Raw genomic sequence first — 16,558 nt, forward strand, 5'->3', positions numbered from 1 at the left:
TCGGGGGCGACACAGTCGCGGGCCACAGCCTGAGCGGTCCCTGAACTCGCGCGCAACCTGACCAGAGAAGGGGTCGTCATGCATGGGTTAAGAAGGCGTCGGCGAGGCACGCTCGTCCTGACCAGCCTGGCTACAGCCGTCCTCGCCGCATCGACCGCGCCCACGGCGGCGGCGAAGCCGCGGCCGGCCGATCCGCTCCAACGGCAGGTGGATGCGATCCACGACACCGGGGTGGTCGGTGTGCACGCGGAGGTGACGTCACTGGACGCACGCGACAGCGTGTACGCCGGGACGGCCGCGATGAACACCAGGAGGCCGATGCCGCGGGACGGCAGGTTCCGGATCGGCAGTGCCACCAAGACCTTCACCGCCACGGTCGTGCTGCAACTCGTCGGCGAGGGGCGAATGTCTCTGGAAGACACCGTCGAGCAGTGGCTGCCGGGAGTGGTCCGGGGCAACGGCAACGACGGCAGCCAGATCACCGTGCGGCAGCTGCTGCAGCACACCAGCGGCATCCCTGATGTCGGGCCGGAGATATCCGCGTTGAAAAGCGCGGACGGCTATCGGGCCGAGCGGTTCCGCACGTACACCCCCGAGGAGTTGGTGGGTCTGGCGATGCGGCACCCTGCCAAGTTCTCCCCGGGCCATGGCTGGTCGTACTCCAACACCAACTACATTCTCGCCGCGATGATCATCCACAAGGTCACCGGCCGGAGTTGGGCACGGGAGGTGAAGGACCGGATCATCCGCCCGCTGGGCCTGAGGGACACCAGTACGCCCGGCGCCTTCCCGTTCATCCTGGGCCCGCACGCCCAGGGCTACGCCGCGTTCGGCACCGACACCGGCATCGACGTCACAGCGCTCGATTCGAGTATGGCCGTCGGCTCCGGCTCGATCATCAGCACCGCGCACGACCTGAACCGGTTCTACGCCGCGCTGCTCGGCGGCCGTCTGCTGGCTCCGGCGCAGCTCGACGAGATGACAACCACCAAGCTCGCGCCCGAGCTGGGCGTGAGGTATGGACTCGGTCTGGCCGAGATCCCGTTGCCCTGTGGCGGCAGCTACTTCGGCCACAGGGGCGAACTCCTCGGCTATGTCACCTGGGGCGGCGCCACCCGAGACGGGACCCGGACCGCCGTGGTGTACGTCACCAGTGGCGGCGGCCAGGACACCCAGCAGGCCATGACCGCACTCGTGCGTCAGGAACTGTGCCGAACCCGTTCTTAGTACTCCAGCCGTAGACATTGATCTTGCTGGTGGACCGACTGCGGGAAGGTCGCGGCCACCGCTGATCATCGGTGTGTGAAGACTGAAGATCATGCGGTGACCGCAGGTCACTGCGTAGACCCTGCTCGCCGGCAGGAGGCGTTCGAGGCCCTGATGGGCCGGATAGCGGGCCGGTTCGCGCGGGTTGAGCCCCGGCGCCGAGTGAGGGACTTGGTGCTGGGGCTGCTGTCGGACCTGCCGCGCAAGAACTGCTGGTCGATCGCCGAGTGGGCCGGGGAGGCGAGTTCGGAGGGCATGCAGCACCTGCTCGGCCGGGCCTGCTGGAGCATCTGTACGACGAGGATGCGGTGCTGGTGGTCGACGAGACCGGGGACGTGAAGAAGGGCACGCACACCGTCGCCGTCCAGCGCCGGTACACCGGAACAGCGGTGCCCCGCGACTCCGGGTGTCGGAAAGCCGCGTGCGGGGGAACTGCACGCACAGTCTGGAGCGGCGGGGACTGGAAGCGGCGCGTCAGCTACCGCGCCAGTCCCCGATCTCTTACCGGTCAGACCCTGGTCGAGTTCTCCTTGTGCGTCGGCGCCGCCGCTACAGGTCCGGATGCGGACGTCGGCTCAGGGCCGCCGCCTTCGCTGAGGCCGTAGCGTCCGTGGAACCTGCGCAGGAAGCCTGGCGCGTACCAGGCGGAGCGGCCGAGCAGACGCATCGCGGCGGGGACCAGGACGCCGCGTACGGCGAGGGCGTCGATGAGGATGGCCAGTCCGCTGCCGAGGCCGAACATCTGCATGAAACTGAGCTTGGCGGTGCCGAAGGCGAAGAAGCTGACCGCGAGCAGGACGGCAGCCGCGCTGACGATGCGCCCGGTGTGGCCGAGACCGTTGACCACGGCGGTTTCGTTGTCCGCTCCCTGGTCGTGGAGTTCCTTGATCCGGCTGGTCACGAAGACCTCGTAGTCCATCGAGAGGCCGAAGGCGATGCAGAACATCAGCACGGCCATCGTCATCTCCATCGGCTGCGCCGTGAAGTTGAGGAAGGAGGAGAGGTTGCCGTCCACGAAGATCCAGGACATGACGCCGAAGGTGGCTGCCAGGCTGATCAGGTTGAGGGCCAGTGCGCGCAGCGGCTGCACGATGCTGCCGGTGAAGAGGAAGAGCAGCAGGAAGGTGGTGAGGACGATCAGGCCCCCGGCCAGGGGGAGCTTGTCGGCGATGGATTCCTTGGCGTCGACGAGTACGGCGTCGTTCCCCCCGACCAGGGGGTCGGCCCCGGGGGGCGGGGTGACCGAGCGCACCTGCTTGACCAGGCTCTCGGCCGCTTCCGACTTCGGTGTCAGGCTGCTCACCACGCTGATCCGCTGTGCGTCGGGCCGGCCGAGAGCGGGGTTGGCCGGGCCGGTCGCCGCGGACTCTCCAGCGGTGTAGATGCCCGTGCTGGTCTCGACACGCTCGACGCCCTTGAGTGCGGCCAGTTGGCCCGCGTACGACGCCAGCGGGGCCTTGTCCACGGACTGACCGATGACGATGTGGAGGGCCGAGTCCTCACTGCCGCCGAACTCCTCTCGCAGCACCTGTGAAACCTGGCGGCTCTCGGCGTCCTTGGGCAGCACGCGTTCGTCCGGCGTGCCGAAGGCGATGTTGAGCAGCGGGCTCGCCGCGAAGAGCAGCACGGCGAGTACGGGCAGTGCCGTGAGCACGGGCCGCCGCATGACGGTACGCGCCAGCCGTCCCCACAGAGGTGTACGGGCGTCGGAGCGCTGGGGCTTCGCCCACGGCAGCCGCCCGTTGTTGACCCGGTGCCCCAGCACCTTCAGCAGGGCCGGCATCACGAACAGGGTGCTGAGGGCGGCGAGGACGACGACACCGACTCCGGTGAAGCCCATCGAGCGCAGGAAGTAGTGCGGAAACACCAAAAGCGCCGCCATGGCCGCCGCGACCGTCGCGGCGGAGAAGGCGACGGTACGGCCTGCGGTGTGCACCGTGCGCCGGACGGCGTCGTCCACGCTCGCCCCGGCCGTGAGCTGCTCCCGGAAGCGACTGACCATCAGAAGGGCGTAGTCGATGCCCAGTCCGAGGCCCAGCGCGGTGGTGAGGTTGGTAGCGGTGTCGGCGACATCGGTGATGCTGCCGAAGAGGAAGAGCTGGGCGAACGATCCGATGATGGCGATGATCGCGATGACCAGCGGCAGCATCGCCGCGACCATGCTGCCGAAGACGATCATGAGGAGTGCCAGGGTCAGCGGTATGGCGATCGCTTCGGCGAGGATCAGATCCTCGAACACCTGGTTCGACACGTCGGCGCCTACGGCGGCGCCGCCTCCGGCCCGGACGGTGAGGGCGTCCTTGTACGTGCCGCTGTAGTCGTCGAGGATCTCGATGGAGTTCTTCCGCTGCTCCGTGGTGTCGCCTCCCACGTGGGCGAGCACCACGGCTTCGCGGCCGTCCTTGGAGCGCAGATCGGGGCTGTTCGTTTCCCAGTACGAGACGATGTTGCTGAGCCGCTCGTCCCTCTTGAGGTCGGCCACCAGGTCTCGTCCGCGCTCTGCGGAGGCGGGCGTGTCGATGCGGCCTTCGGGGGAGCGGACCAGCAGGACCAGGTTGGTCTCGCCGCCGAACTTGTCGCCGATGATCTCCGCTGCTCGGGTGGACGGGGAGGCGGGGTCGTCGAAGCCGCCCCCCTTCAGCTTGTCGAAGGCGCCAGCGCCCACCACGCCCATGAGGGCCACAGCCAGGGCGGCGACGACTAGGACCAGCCGGGACCGGCGAATCGCCAATTCGGCCATGCGTTCGAACACGGGTGATCTCCTTCGGTGTTCTTCTGTGGAAGGCGAGGGGTGTCGGCCGGGCGGACGCCGGCGCAAGGCGTCGCAGAGCCCCCTTCGCCCCGTCAGAGAGGGGCGCGGTTCGGCGCTCTTCGGCGACGAGAACGACGCTAGAGAGGCAGTGGGCTTTTTAGCAGAAGGAGATTTACCTGACACTGTGAGGTATTTCAGTCAGGCATCAGGTTTCTGATACTCCGTCGGATCAGCCGTCGTAGGATCGCCCCATGGCCGCAGACGCTTATGCGACGGTCCCGCCATCCCTGCGCCAGCGACGTCGGGCCGCCGCCACCCAGGAGATCGTGGACGCCGCAGAGAGCTACATCGCCGAGCATGGGCCGCACGCCCTGTCCCTGAGGGCGGTCGCCCGCAGCCTCGGCATGACCGTGCAGGGGCTCTACCACTACTTTCCGAACCGGGATGCCCTCGTCACGGCTGTCGTCGCCAAGGCGTACGAGGACCTGGCCGACGCAGTGACGGCAGCCGCCGACTCAGCGGCGGACGAACCGGCCGGACCGCGGTTCGTTGTCGCGGCCGAGAGCTATCGCCGATGGGCCATCACCCACGTCGAGCGATTTCAACTGCTGTACGGAGCGCCCCTGCGTCATTACGAGGCACCTGCCGAGGGCCCGACCACTCAGGCGATGCGCCGGATCGGCGAGGTCTTCCAGCGCCAGATGTTCGCCGGGTTCACCACGGCGCAACTGGCCGCGGCCGACACCCGGGTACTCTCGCCGGCGCTCCGGGCGCATCTGGAACCCATGTTTCCGCACGGCCAGGAAACCCTGCCGGCGCCCGCGACCGCTCTCCTCCTCGGCGCTTGGGGGCACCTGCACGGCCTGGTCGTCCTGGAAGCCTTCGGACACACCTCCTTCATCGGCGAACACCAGGCCGAAATCTTCCACATGGCGATGCGAGACCTGCTCGAGGACATTCATCGCCGAATCCCCTCGCAGCCCAAAGAGGCACCGGCTGCGCCCTGACGGGCGGGGCGCTCGGGTCGTGTGCTGGCGACCGGGGCCCGCGTAGTCGTCGCCGAGGTGACGGACATCCGGGTGTGAACCCCGTCGGATTGTCGATGATTGTCGATGTAACGACAAAACTGACCCCTGCCCAATAGGCTCGCACAATCTGTCACCGACAAGCCCATGGGGGGCCTCGTGACACAACGTCAGCTCGCCGGATCATTCACAGGGTTACGCCGTATCGCGGTCCTCACCGTACTCGCCCTGACCGTCCCAATGACGGCCACCACCGCCGAGGCACACCGCGGCGCGGAGGCAGCCCCGGGCAATCCCGTCATCGCCTGGAACATCCACGCCCAGACCGCCATCTACGACACCGCCAAGCAGTCGCCCACCGCCAGCACCCGCAGCTTCGCCATCGTGCAGGGCGCCGTGTACGACGCGGTCAACGCCGTCGCCGGCCGTCCGTACGAGCCCCTGGTCAGCGCGCCCCGCAGCCGCCCCGGGGACTCCACCGCCGCGGCGGTGGCCGCGGCCTCCCACGACACGCTGCTGTGGCTCTTCCCTGCGCAGGCCGAGTCGCTGAACGCCCGGTACGACGAGGCGCTGGCCGCGATACCCGACGGCCGCGCCGAGGACGGCGGGGTGGCCGTCGGCAGGGCCGCCGCCGCGGCGATGACCGAGAGCCGCCGTGACGACGGCTTCGACCCCACCGCGCCGTGGACCGTCGGCACCGAGCCGGGCGAATACCGGCTCACCCCGCCCGGCTACGTCAACGTCGGCGCCTGGGTGCCGAACCTGAAGCCGTTCGTCGTCCCCGACGCCGGCGCCTACGGGGTCAAGCCCCCGCCGGCCCTGACCGGCGCCGCCTGGGCCCGCGATATGAACGAGGTCAAGAGCCTCGGCGCAGCCACCAGTACCGTCCGCACCGAGGACCAGACCGAGGCGGCGATCTGGTGGGACGACCCCCGGATGGTCGAATGGTCGATCACCCGGCAACTCGCCGGCGCGCACCGCCTCAGCAGCCTCCGGACGGCCCGGCTGCTCGCCATGGTGTACGTGGCCTCCGCCGACACCCTGATCGCCTGCTACAAGTCCAAGGCGCACTGGAACTTCTGGCGCCCAGTGACGGCCATTCCGCTCGCCGGCACCGACGGCAACGCGGCCACCGATCCCGACCCGGACTGGACGCCGCTGCGGGTCACCGCCCCGTCGCCGGAGTACCCGTCGGGCCACGCCTGCTTCACCACGGCGGTCATGACGGCCTTGGGGTCGTTCTTCGGCCGTGACGACCTCACGTTCGCCGCGTACAGCCCGGCCTCCGGCACGACCCGCCGCTACGACAGCCTTCAGGCGGCGACAGCCGAACTCATGGAGGCGCGAATCTGGGCCGGCGTGCATTACCGCTTCGCCTCCGAGCACGGGCACCGGCTCGGCCTGGCGGTCACCCGCGACGTCCTCAACAGCGCCTTCCAGCGGCGCTGACGTGGCCGGCCCTTCCACCACCGCAGTGAGGACAGCTCGGGACAGCACCGACACGGGGACGGTGACCCAAGCGCGGCGCAGCGGGATGGGCTGTGGAGAGGATGACTAATCTCCGCCCAGGAAATGGTGGTTGTGCGGGCAGGGTTCGACACTGAGCCTCCAACGGAGTTCCTCGTGCGACAGAAGGATCTTGTCGATCTCCTGTCTGTGGGGAACTCCGTTGCCGCATGGGGCTTTCGCCGAAAACCGACCAAATCGGGGCGGAGCAGTGACGCGCCGTCCGTGCCTCTACCTGACTGCCGCGCCTACTGGTGAAGAGGCCGCGTTCCGGACCTGCGCTGTTCATCGCGACGATCGATGCGGTCGGCTGGCGTTCTGCCTACCTGTGTGGGGGGCGTTGTTGGTACGTGTGAGCGTTGCAGTGCGGCGCGCGCGGGGTGAGGGTCAGAACATGGTGTTGTCGTTCTTGGAGATGGGCGAGATCACCTGGAGGACGTCCCAGTGTTCGACGATCTTGCCGTCCGCGTCGAAACGGAAGATGTCGATGCCGGCGTACTCCTCGTCGGGCCAGGTCTGGTGGCAGTGCAGGATCACGTGGTCGCCTTCGGCGAAGGCACGCTTGACCTCCACCCGCTTGCCGGGATACTCGGCGGCCATGCGCTCGAAGTAGTCGATGAACGCCTGCTTGCCGTCGCCGACGTGTGGATTGTGCTGGATGTAGGTGTCGCCTGCGTACTGGTTGATGGCCTCGGCGGGGCGGCACTGGTTGAACATCAGGTCGTAGAACGACTGAGCCGTGGCCTTGTTCTTCTCCGGGGTGCTCACGATGCCACCGTAGGGTGGGGTGCCGCGTGCGGCACGGTGAGTGCGTCGAGCAGGTGGTCGGCGCAGGCGGGGACGGACAGGGTTCGGCCGGTGAGGTCGTCGGGGGTTTCGGGGTGGGTGGGGTTGATACGTACGAGGCGTGCGTGGGGGATCTGGCGGGTGAGGTGTTCGCCCGGCCGCCGGATGACGCCAGGGGTGTTGAATCCGGCGCCGAACTCGAGGATGAGCAGGCGGGCGTCGACGGCGGTTCCCAGCCAGTCCTGGAGGCGGCGGCCTGCGGGGAGATAGGGGTCGTCGACGAACTCGGGGCCGATGCGGACGTTGATCTCGACCTCACCGCCGCAGTTGGGGCAGCTGGGCAGGGGAGCGTTGACAGCGCCGGTCGCCGGTTCGTACGCAGCGAGGAGCTGTGCGACGAGAGGGCGGCTGTCGAAGGTGGTCGGGGTGCAGGAAGCTGTGCACTGGTAGCGGCCGTAGTCGCCCTGCGGGGTGAAGATCCGGTCGGGGGCGAAGCCGTTGCGGGCGAAGAGGGCGTCCACGTTGGACGTCATCACCCAGTGGTCCTTGTGACCGACGAGGGACCTCAGCTGCTGGTAGAGGGGGTTGGGTTCCGGGGAGAAGCGGATGTCGTCGATGTGGACGGCCCAGTAGCCCCACCACAGCTCGGGCGGCAGGGGGACGCCGACCATGTAGCGGGAGCGCAGACCGAGGCGGTGCAGGGCGGGGAAGAGTTCCCGGAAGCGGTCTTCGTCGCCGTAGTCGTATCCGGCGGCGGCGCTGAGTCCGGCCCCGGCGGTGATCAGGACACGGTCGGCCTCGCCGAGCCAGGTGTGAATCGTCTCGGCGGTGGCCTCCAGGTCGAAGGCAGGCTGGTTCATCGGGGCGGGGTTCCTTCGGTCAGTGCCTGGACATAGGCGGCGCGGTCGTCGTCCGCGTACACGTTGAAGATCACGCGGTCGAGCCGTCCGGGGTGGAGGTCGAGCCATTCGGCCACGGTGTCCAGGGCGATGCGGGCGGCGGGCGTCTTGGGGTAGCCGAAGACGCCGGTGCTGATGCCGCAGAACGCGACGCTGCGGATGTCGTCCACGTCGGCGGCGAGGTCGAGGCAGGCATGGTACGAGGCCGCCAGCGCCCGCTGGTGCTCCAGGAGCACAGGACCGTCGACGATCGGTCCGACGGTGTGCAGGACGTAGCGGGCCGGCAGGTGGTGGCCGCGGGTGATCTTGGCGGTGCCGGTCGGCTCCGGGTGGCCCTGCAAGGACATGATCGCATGGCAGTCGTCGCGCAGGCGGGGCCCGGCAGCTGAGTGGAGGGCGTTGTCGATGCACGGGTGCATCGGCCTGAAGCAGCCGAGCAGGGCACTGTTCGCGGCGTTGACGACGGCGTCCGCGCCGAGGGTGGTGAGGTCGCCGTGCCACAGCACCGCACGGTCGGCTGCCCGGTACACGGTGTGGGGGAGTGTGCCGCGGACGGTGGGCAGCGAGGCTGCGTCGGTGGTGCCGCGTGCCAGGCGTTCGCCGGCCAGGAGCGCGTCCAGCACGCGGGTGGCCCCGGCGGGCAGTGGGCCCGGTTGCCGGACCGTCAGCACGGCGCGCAGGAGCCGCCGGGCGTCGTGGTCGTCGGCCCGGTCCGCCGCGTCGGGGCTCAGCCCGGCCGTCACTGCCGCCGGGTCGTCGCCCAGCAGGCGGAGCGCCTCGCGCACCAGATCGGCGGGCCGGGCCTGCGGATCGTGGCCGGCGGCGGGGCGGAACGGCTCGTCCAGGGCGATGGCGGCGCGGTAGGCGGCGAGCGGCAGCGGGGTCGGGTACACGGTGGCCCTCCGGGCAGTGGGTGCGTGACGGGTCGAAGGTGATACAGATCTGCCGAACGGCACGCCGCCGTGCCCTCACCCGCTGGCTGGTGGGGGCACGGCGGTTGGGGGCGCGTCAGGTGGGTTCGACGGTTCCGGTGTGCAGTTCGGCGACGCGGCCCTCGCCCCTCCCGTAGGTCCAGAAGGCGTGGACCGTCTTGGCGTTGAGGTTCTTGAGGTGGGTGATCGTCATGCCGGCCTTCTCGGCCCAGCCGAGCATGAACCGGCCGGGGGCCACCTCGGCGGTGTGGAGGGTGACGGTCTCCTCGGCGCCCTTGGTCGGGCCTTCCAGGGTCTGGTAGTGGAGGGTGGTGCCGTCGGTCGCGTAGGCGTTGCGGAAGACGGCCCCGTTGTCGACGCGCAAGACGAAGGTCTTCCCGGCGTAGGTGAGCTCGCTCATCGCGTTTCTCTCCCTGTGGGCGGTGTGCGGCTTCAGAACAGGCCGTTGCCGTGGGGCAGCTCGGCCGGGATCGGGGAGATGACATCCCAGTGCTCGACGATCTTGCCGCCCCGGACGCGGAAGAGGTCGTAGTACGCGACGGGGACACCGAACTCGCCCTCGGACTGGAGCAGGACGAACTCGCCCTCGGCGATGACCTTGTGGACGGTCTTGTAGACGAGGTTCTTGCCCTGCTCGGCCCACTTCGCGGCGGCGGCGCCGAAGCCGTCGAGGCCGTCGGCGGCCTGAGGGTTGTGCTGGTCGTACGTCTCGGTGGAGATGTAGTCGGTGAGCACCGAGTAGTCGGCGCCGACGAGGACCTTCTGCGCGAACTCGGCGACCAGGGCCCGGTTGGCCTCGGTCTCCTCGGGCGTGGTGACCTCGGCGGGGCCGTCGGTCTGCGAGCGCCCGGAGGCGGTGTCGGTGACCAGCGGGGTCAGGGCGTCCCAGTGCTCGGCGAGCTTGCTGTCGGCGTCGACGCGGAAGATGTCGAAGGCGACCAGCGGGTCGAGACCGAAGCCGTGGTACGTGCCGTGCAGGGCGACCAGGTCGCCGTCGGCTATCACCCGGGCGCCCTCGTAGCGGAAGCCTTCCGGCAGGCCTGCGACCAGCTGGCGCAGGGCCTCGGGGCCGTCGGCGGCCAGGGTGCTGTGCTGGGTGTAGTCGGCGGTGACCCAGCGGTCCACCGCGCTCGGATCCTTCTGGCCGAACAGTTCGCCGGCGGCGGTCAGGACGCTGTTCTTGGCGTTGCTCATGACGGTTCTCCTCGCGAGGGCAGGTCAGGGGTGGGGACTTGGGGCATGGTCGTGGTCAGCCGCTGGTCGAGGGCGGAGGTCAGGGAGGCGGCAGTGGAGGCCGCGCCCCCATCTGGTCGGCACCGTGTGCGGTGACCAGCAGCAGCGTCGGGTAGGAGTCGACGCTGAGGCGGCGCAGCGCGCGAAAGTCGGCGCGGGCCTTCGCACGGCTGGCCGGTGAGCTGTACGCCGCGGTCACGGCGTCCGCGTCCAAGCCGAGGTCGCCTGCTATGCGCCGGTAGACCTCGGCGTCGGACAGGCTGCGGCCGTCGATGAACCACGCCCGCTGCATGGCCTCGGCCGCGTCCAGTTCGCTGACGCCGGGCTGGTCGCGCAGCGCGGCCGGCCCCGCCGCCGCGGCGGCGGAGTCGAGCGGCCGAAACGACGCTGAGCCGGATGCGGTGAGCGTTGTCCTCGACGAAGGCCCGCAAGGTGGGGCCGAAGCTGTAGCACCACGCGCAGTACGCCTCGAAGGCGTACGTCAGTGAGGCCTGCTCCGCCCGTGGCATCACATGCCTCCTCTCTTGGCGCTCTCTTACTGCTTTCCGACTTTGATTGACACCAGATGGGCTGACAGCTCAAAGCTAGAGTCGTTGAACAGGTGGAATCGGATACGCTGGCGACTGGTGATGGTCAAAAACCGACATGATGCCGACCGAGGGATCCGCGATATCTCCTTCGCGGCGCCCGCCGGCACCCCCGCAGGCGTCGAAGTGCTGTCCCTCGCCGACCTGCGCCGCCGCGTACCCGCAGAACGGCTCACGGCCCCCCAGCGCCCGGACTTCCACCACCTGATCACCCTCACCGACGGAACCTTCTGGCACACGGTCGACTTCACCACCTACACCCTCAAACCCAGCTCATGGCTGTGGGTCCGGCCAGGCCAGGTCCAGCAGTGGGGCGACCTCACCCACGCCGAGGGCACCCTGATCCTGTTCCGCCAGGACTTCCTCGACCCGGCCACTACCACCGCCGCCCACGTAGAGGACCCGCACGCGCCGATCCTGCGTCGGCCCCTGCCCGAGGACGCCCAGGCCCTGCGACTGGCCGCCGACCATCTTGCCGCCGAGTTCCACGCCCTCGGACGCCTGCGCCTGGAGATCCACACCGCGGCCCTGCGCCACCTGCTGGCCGTCCTCGTCTTGCGACTGGCCCACCTCACCGCCCCGGCCGGCAGCCCCGCCCCCGAACCCGACGCCACCTACCTGAGCTTCCGTGACGCGGTGGAGAAGGACTTCGCCCGCACCCGCCGGGTCGAGGACTACGCCGACGCGCTCGGTTACTCGGCCCGCACCCTGGCGCGCGCCACCCTCGCCTCAGTCGGTCTGGGCGCCAAGGAGTTCATCGACCGCCGCGTCGTCCTCGAAGCCAAGCGCCTCCTGGCCCACAGCGATCAGAGTGCCGCCCGAATCGCCGACCGCCTCGGCTTCTCCAGCGCCACCCACTTCAGCAAGTTCTTCCACCAGCGCACCGGCCAGACCCCGATCGCCTTCCGCGAAACGGTCCGCGGGAACACCCCGAGGTGAGGCATCTGTCCGGCCGTGCTCGCAGTTGTCGACGCCAACGCGCTGCTGACCCACACCTGCCGCTGCAAGAACGGATACCAGCACTGCAGGGTGACAGCACTACTGGCCGGCACGGGCCGTGCCACCCCGTACATTCCTGGCGAGGTCGACGAACACTTGGTCAAGATAGCCGCCCACCCGTCACATTCTGCGTCACGTTCCTTGAGCTGGCGGGCGGCTAGGTAGTCGGATGCGATCGCTCTGCATGCGATGCGCCGGCCGGACGAGGTCCGCGATCCGGCCGCCCTCGACCCGCCCAACCAGGCGGTGCGGCAGGAGGAGATCGAGGGGGCGCTGGCACTCATGACCGCCCTGACCGAGACCGTCCAGCAGGCCAAGGCTTTCCGCAGCGAGGTCGCCTTTTCCGCCGGTGCTGTTCGGCTTCGCCCCGGCCCCGCGCCGCGCGGCACCGGCAACGAGGGAAGCGGCCTTCCACGCGCGCGCCCGCCGCGTCCATGGCGTGAACTACCGGATCATCGTGGCGACCACGACCCTGGCGCAGCTGACCCGGCAGGGACCTGCTGAGTCGGTGAGGCGAGTGGCCGGCCGCGGCGAGGCGGAGGAACACCGCTCTTTGGACGTGTTGCCGAAGGCGCGGTGAGCACGGCGGTTCCGGCCTGGGCTGGATGAAGGAGGCTCGGGCCGGGCCCGCCGCCGTACGGGCGTTGTCGGTGGCGGCTGCGAGGCTGGACAGCATGAACGGAGACGAACAGCTGCTTAACGGCCGCATCTACGGCCACGACCATGACGATCCCGACCCGGGTCCGCGTCCGGGGCGGACGTATGCCGCGCTCATAGGCGGGCCGCTGGACGGGCTGCTGTTGGACATCACGGGCTGGCGGCCGGAAGAGATCGATGACGGCGCCGCCTTGTCCACGGAGCTCGGGCAGTTTCCTGGCGGGCGGGCGCTGTACGACCCGCGCTCCGGCGAGCCCCGTGCACCGGGGCCGGGCGTCGGCTGCCGCTTGTACTACTCCGGCGACACCCCCTGACCGGCGTCCCCGCGCGGGGCGATGGCGAGGCGTCAGGCGAGGGCAGGCGGTGGATCACCCTGGTCAGCTGTGACCGCAGTGTGTCGGAGCAGGGCTGCCGATACAGATGTGGCACACGCCTGACTGCCGGCGACGTCGACTTCGGCGACGGCCTGGGATGCGGACCGAACGGTGCCAGGTCGCGTGCCAAAAGCACCGACAGCGAGTACGAGACCGGTTGCTAGCCTTCGGCCACGTGAATGACAGCGTGTACGTGGGCAACGCGGGCAAGGATGCATCACTGGACCGAGGATGGCTCCTCGGGCACTTCAAGGATGTTGGCGACCCGCGCCACAGCGAGTCCGTAGAGATCAAATGGGGCGTCCATCCCTGTGCCGATGAGCGATCGCAGTGGGTGAGGGGCGAGAAGCGCACAGCTCTCCTGGTCCTCATCAGCGGCCGCTTCCGCGTCGAACTGCCCGGCCGCAGCGTCCTTCTGCAGGAGCAGGGTGATTACGTCGTGTGGGGACACGGAGTCGATCACTCATGGTTCGCGGAGGAAGAGTCGGTGGTGCTGACTGTTCGGTGGCCGTCAGCGCCAGGCTATGCGACGACAGAAAGGGGCCAGGCCCAACAGGCCTGATGCGTGGGGTGGGTGGCAGTCAAGGCTTCGGCGCCAGGGCATGCGTGATGGCGCTCTGGCCGTTGCCGGGTCCCGCAGGCCGTCTGAATTGAACACTGCCTCCTGCGGCGCGTGGTCCACGTCCGCGGACTGTGGCTGAGGTCGAGGATGGCCCGCTGGGTGTTGGTGGCCAAGCGGCCTGCCGTCGGGCCGCGCTACTGCGAGTTCACGGACGGCAGGCTGGAAGTCGTCCGGCAGGGGACGGAGCGCGGTGTCGTCCTCCGCACCCTCGAAGAGGGTTTCCTGTGAGCCCTTGCCACCGAGCCAGCGACGGTCTCCGTACATTTACCCCGTCCAGTTGTTCTCCTTCGCCTCGCTGTGGCAGAGCACTTCGGCTGCTGAACGCTCTTCGGGGCTCTGCGGAAGACGTGTCAGGGCTGCCGCGCCTGCGCCTGGTTTCCGCACGACCATGCTGCTGTGGGCCAACGGCGGCTACGCCTGACCGCCGGTGCCTGGGCGGAGGGGAGAGTCCAGTTCACCTCGGAGATCGGTAGAGGCTGCGTCCAGTCGTGTCGGAGGCCTACTTGCGACCGGCGACAGCGGCGGATCACAGGCGTCATCTCGACAACCGAACGAGGGCCCCCTTGGGTTGGGCGCGTCCCTGGTCAAGGGCGGGTGCCCCCTCCCCGGTGACGGGTTCCGGTCAGGCGGTGTCACGATCCTGTAGCCCGGCCGCAGACCCCTGTCAGCATGCTGACACGGGTGTCTCCTCTTGTGCGGCTTTCTCGCTGGCATCGTCGAAATGGCCGGAAGCGATCCGGTGAGGAGTTCCGACCCTGGGGGAAATCGTGACCAGGACACTGCCCTGTAGGAAGTCAGCCGTCCCCGCGCGGGTGGTCACCGCGCTGGGGTTCGCCCTCGTTGTGGTGCTGGTCTCGAGCGGGGCCGCGGCGGCGTCCGGCGTCGAGGGGCCCGCGGCGTCGGCGCCGGACGAGGACGTCGCTGCGGCCCATGTGGCCCAGCTCCTTTGTGAGTGGCTGGCCGGGGCCGTGGCCGCAGATCACCACGCTGCGTTGGAACGGGACCACCGCGGTGAAGCGGATGTGCGGCCGACTCGCGACTCTCCCGTCGCTGAGGCCGTCATCCCGGTCGGCAAACTGGTCAACGGCTGGGACTAGGCGGACGCGATGCGGTTTCGCATTCTCGGGCCGCTGAGCATCACCGACGGCTCAGACACCGCGGTACTCCAGCCTTCCAAACCCACCGTCCTGCTGGCCGTGCTTCTGCTGCACGCCAACACGGTCGTCTCCGCGGAGTACCTGCAACGGGCCATCTGGGGCGAGGAACAGCCCGTCACGGCCCGGGCCGCGCTCCAGACCTGCGTCCTGCGGCTGCGGCAGCTCTTCACCCGGCACGGGGTGATCGAGACGTCCGTCGAAGCGGTGCCCGGCGGCTATCGGGTCACCGCCGGACCGCGGGCCCTGGACCTGATCGGATTTCGGGACGGGGTGGCCCGGGCGGAGTCGTCCCGCACTCCGGAAACCGAACTCCGTCTCCTCAAGGACGCGCTGTCGCTGTGGGAGGGGCCGCTGCTGGCCAACGTCCGCTCCGACGTGCTCCACCGCGACGAGGTGCCCCGGCTCGAGGAGGAGCGGCTGAGGACCTTGGAACGGGTCTGCCACCTGCAGTTGCGTCTCGGCCACTGTGGCGAGGCGCTCGTCGAACTGTGGGGAGTGACCCGGAGGCACCCCGGCCACGAGCGGTTCCGTGAGCAGCTGATCGAGGCCCTCTATCGCAGCGGCCGGCAGGCCGAGGCGCTGGCGGAGTACCGGCGGGTCAAGGAGTACCTGCACGATGAGCTGGGCGTGGACCCGTCCCCGGCTCTGCAGAGACTTGAACTGGCCGTCCTGCGGGGCGAGGACCTGGGTAGCGCGGCCGAGGCACGGCCGAGGTCGTGGGCGCCGGCACCGGAACAGTGGGCGGGCGCCGCGCAACCGGGACCGTCGCTGGTGGTCCCTGTGCCAGGGGTGCCGTCCTTCACCGGGCGGACGGGCGAGGTCGCCGCTATGGTGGCCCGGCTCACCGCGGCCGAGAACAGTGACGGTGAACCCGTGACCGTGCTGGTGTCCGGAGCGCCGGGTATCGGCAAGTCGGCCCTCGCCCACCACGTCGCCCACCTGGTGCGGGACAGCTTTCCCGCCGGTCGGCTGCTGGTGCGGATGGTCCACCCGGACGGGGTGCCGCGCAGTTCGTCCGCGGTGGCGGAGGATGTGGCGGCGGCCCTGCGCGGCCGTCGGCCTGGTGATGCGGCGCTGCTCGTCCTCGATGATGTGGTGGACGCCGACCAGGTGAGACCTGTGCTGTCGGCCCGTCTCGGCGGTGCCGCGATCGTCACCAGCCGGATGGGGCTCGCGAGTCTGATCGCCACCCACGGTGGCTGGGTGCACCGGCTCTCCACCTTCGACGACGAGGACGCCTACGGGTTGCTGCTTGCCGTACTCGGTGCCGAGCGCGTGGAGGCCGAGCCCGAGGCGGCCCGGCGACTCGCGGCGGCCTGTGGCCACTATCCGCTCGCCTTGCGCATCATGGCCGCTCGGTTGCTGACCCGCCCTGGGCTGCGGCTCGCCGACGGGGTCGACTGGCTGGCCGAGGACCCGCTCGCGCGGCTGTCGTTGGCCGACTCACCCCGGATGTCCGTCGTACACGTACTCCGCGGAGCGTTCGCCCGGATCGATCCCAGGCTGGCGGAAGCCTTCGTACGGATCGGGCGGCTGCCCCTGAACGCGCTGCGGGCACAGGACTGCGCACCGGTGCTCCAGATGGCGGCCCCCGAAGCCGAGAGCGTCCTGGAACGGCTGGCGGACGCCGGGTTTCTGGAGGAAGGGCCGCCCGGCCCGTACCGGGTGCACGACCTGCTCCGCGTGTACGCACGCGGCCACGCCCCGAACGAACTCGACCGGACAGAGCTCCGGACGGCAGACCGGACAGAGAAGGTGTGATC

General features: G+C 69.5%; 17 protein-coding genes and 1 pseudogene. 11 read left to right on the plus strand and 7 right to left on the minus strand.

Going from position 1 to position 16,558, the window contains the following annotated elements; translation table 11 throughout:
• Positions 1-78 precede the first annotated feature (78 nt).
• Entirely contained in the window at positions 79-1,227 is a 1,149-nt protein-coding gene (locus ACIOHP_RS13610) for a serine hydrolase domain-containing protein (protein ID WP_401886820.1), read from the plus strand.
• 153 nt (positions 1,228-1,380) lie between these two features.
• Positions 1,381-1,655, plus strand: a pseudogene (locus tag ACIOHP_RS13615) (transposase); the annotation flags it as partial.
• 119 nt (positions 1,656-1,774) lie between these two features.
• On the opposite strand, the gene ACIOHP_RS13620 reads toward ACIOHP_RS13615, so the two are convergent.
• Positions 1,775-4,018 carry an MMPL family transporter gene (locus ACIOHP_RS13620; protein ID WP_401886822.1) on the minus strand — a complete coding sequence of 748 codons (2,244 nt, stop codon included), beginning with the start codon at positions 4,016-4,018 and terminating at the stop codon, positions 1,775-1,777.
• 251 nt (positions 4,019-4,269) lie between these two features.
• Here ACIOHP_RS13620 and ACIOHP_RS13625 point away from each other — a divergent pair, with 251 nt between their 5' ends.
• A complete protein-coding gene (locus tag ACIOHP_RS13625) occupies positions 4,270-5,025 on the plus strand; it encodes a TetR/AcrR family transcriptional regulator (protein WP_361554381.1) in 756 nt (251 codons plus the stop codon).
• 177 nt (positions 5,026-5,202) lie between these two features.
• Positions 5,203-6,492 (plus strand): vanadium-dependent haloperoxidase, encoded by a 1,290-nt coding sequence (locus ACIOHP_RS13630; protein ID WP_401886826.1) that lies wholly within the window; start codon positions 5,203-5,205, stop codon positions 6,490-6,492.
• Between the two features lie 444 nt (positions 6,493-6,936).
• Here the strand turns inward: ACIOHP_RS13630 and ACIOHP_RS13635 are convergent, their stop codons facing one another.
• From ACIOHP_RS13635 to ACIOHP_RS13660, 6 genes are all read right to left on the minus strand, one after another.
• Positions 6,937-7,317, minus strand: coding sequence for a nuclear transport factor 2 family protein (locus tag ACIOHP_RS13635; protein ID WP_401886828.1), 381 nt, complete (start codon positions 7,315-7,317; stop codon positions 6,937-6,939).
• Positions 7,314-8,195, minus strand: coding sequence for an NAD-dependent protein deacetylase of SIR2 family (locus ACIOHP_RS13640; protein ID WP_401886831.1), 882 nt, complete (start codon positions 8,193-8,195; stop codon positions 7,314-7,316). Before ACIOHP_RS13640 ends, ACIOHP_RS13635 begins: the two co-directional genes overlap by 4 nt.
• On the minus strand, positions 8,192-9,127 hold the full coding sequence (locus tag ACIOHP_RS13645) for a protein-ADP-ribose hydrolase (RefSeq protein ID WP_401886834.1): 936 nt from the start codon (positions 9,125-9,127) through the stop codon (positions 8,192-8,194). Before ACIOHP_RS13645 ends, ACIOHP_RS13640 begins: the two co-directional genes overlap by 4 nt.
• A gap of 115 nt (positions 9,128-9,242) precedes the next feature.
• Positions 9,243-9,566 (minus strand): MoaF-related domain-containing protein, encoded by a 324-nt coding sequence (locus tag ACIOHP_RS13650; protein WP_401886837.1) that lies wholly within the window; start codon positions 9,564-9,566, stop codon positions 9,243-9,245.
• 32 nt (positions 9,567-9,598) lie between these two features.
• Positions 9,599-10,360, minus strand: coding sequence for a nuclear transport factor 2 family protein (locus ACIOHP_RS13655; RefSeq protein ID WP_401886839.1), 762 nt, complete (start codon positions 10,358-10,360; stop codon positions 9,599-9,601).
• A 79-nt stretch (positions 10,361-10,439) separates the two neighbouring features.
• A complete protein-coding gene (locus ACIOHP_RS13660) occupies positions 10,440-10,736 on the minus strand; it encodes a hypothetical protein (RefSeq protein ID WP_401887553.1) in 297 nt (98 codons plus the stop codon).
• A 292-nt stretch (positions 10,737-11,028) separates the two neighbouring features.
• Here ACIOHP_RS13660 and ACIOHP_RS13665 point away from each other — a divergent pair, with 292 nt between their 5' ends.
• The 7 genes from ACIOHP_RS13665 (at position 11,029) to ACIOHP_RS13695 (ending at position 16,556) form a co-directional block, all read left to right on the plus strand.
• Positions 11,029-11,925 (plus strand): helix-turn-helix domain-containing protein, encoded by an 897-nt coding sequence (locus ACIOHP_RS13665; RefSeq protein ID WP_401886843.1) that lies wholly within the window; start codon positions 11,029-11,031, stop codon positions 11,923-11,925.
• Between the two features lie 249 nt (positions 11,926-12,174).
• Entirely contained in the window at positions 12,175-12,489 is a 315-nt protein-coding gene (locus tag ACIOHP_RS13670; protein ID WP_401886846.1) for a hypothetical protein, read from the plus strand.
• 170 nt (positions 12,490-12,659) lie between these two features.
• Entirely contained in the window at positions 12,660-12,956 is a 297-nt protein-coding gene (locus ACIOHP_RS13675) for a hypothetical protein (protein WP_361491621.1), read from the plus strand.
• 235 nt (positions 12,957-13,191) lie between these two features.
• Positions 13,192-13,578: a signal peptidase I gene (locus ACIOHP_RS13680; RefSeq protein WP_401886849.1), complete on the plus strand. Its 387-nt coding sequence runs from the start codon at positions 13,192-13,194 to the stop codon at positions 13,576-13,578.
• Positions 13,579-13,689: 111 nt separating this feature from the next.
• On the plus strand, positions 13,690-13,866 hold the full coding sequence (locus tag ACIOHP_RS13685) for a hypothetical protein (protein ID WP_401886851.1): 177 nt from the start codon (positions 13,690-13,692) through the stop codon (positions 13,864-13,866).
• A 539-nt stretch (positions 13,867-14,405) separates the two neighbouring features.
• A complete protein-coding gene (locus ACIOHP_RS13690; RefSeq protein WP_401886853.1) occupies positions 14,406-14,735 on the plus strand; it encodes a hypothetical protein in 330 nt (109 codons plus the stop codon).
• 9 nt (positions 14,736-14,744) lie between these two features.
• Entirely contained in the window at positions 14,745-16,556 is a 1,812-nt protein-coding gene (locus ACIOHP_RS13695) for a BTAD domain-containing putative transcriptional regulator (protein ID WP_361554420.1), read from the plus strand.
• Positions 16,557-16,558 lie beyond the last annotated feature (2 nt).

This window comes from Streptomyces sp. NPDC087859 (genome assembly GCF_044742595.1).
Lineage (GTDB): Bacteria > Actinomycetota > Actinomycetes > Streptomycetales > Streptomycetaceae > Streptomyces > Streptomyces canus_F.

Excerpts from the sequence above, each read along its gene's own strand:
- ACIOHP_RS13650 (WP_401886837.1), bottom strand. The coding sequence starts at position 9,566 with ATGAGCGAGCTCACCTACGCCGGGAAGACCTTCGTCTTGCGCGTCGAC.
- ACIOHP_RS13670 (WP_401886846.1), top strand. The coding sequence starts at position 12,175 with ATGCGCCGGCCGGACGAGGTCCGCGATCCGGCCGCCCTCGACCCGCCC.
- ACIOHP_RS13655 (WP_401886839.1), bottom strand. The coding sequence starts at position 10,360 with ATGAGCAACGCCAAGAACAGCGTCCTGACCGCCGCCGGCGAACTGTTC.
- ACIOHP_RS13610 (WP_401886820.1), top strand. The coding sequence starts at position 79 with ATGCATGGGTTAAGAAGGCGTCGGCGAGGCACGCTCGTCCTGACCAGC.
- ACIOHP_RS13675 (WP_361491621.1), top strand. The coding sequence starts at position 12,660 with ATGAACGGAGACGAACAGCTGCTTAACGGCCGCATCTACGGCCACGAC.
- ACIOHP_RS13640 (WP_401886831.1), bottom strand. The coding sequence starts at position 8,195 with ATGAACCAGCCTGCCTTCGACCTGGAGGCCACCGCCGAGACGATTCAC.
- ACIOHP_RS13695 (WP_361554420.1), top strand. The coding sequence starts at position 14,745 with ATGCGGTTTCGCATTCTCGGGCCGCTGAGCATCACCGACGGCTCAGAC.
- ACIOHP_RS13665 (WP_401886843.1), top strand. The coding sequence starts at position 11,029 with ATGGTCAAAAACCGACATGATGCCGACCGAGGGATCCGCGATATCTCC.
- ACIOHP_RS13625 (WP_361554381.1), top strand. The coding sequence starts at position 4,270 with ATGGCCGCAGACGCTTATGCGACGGTCCCGCCATCCCTGCGCCAGCGA.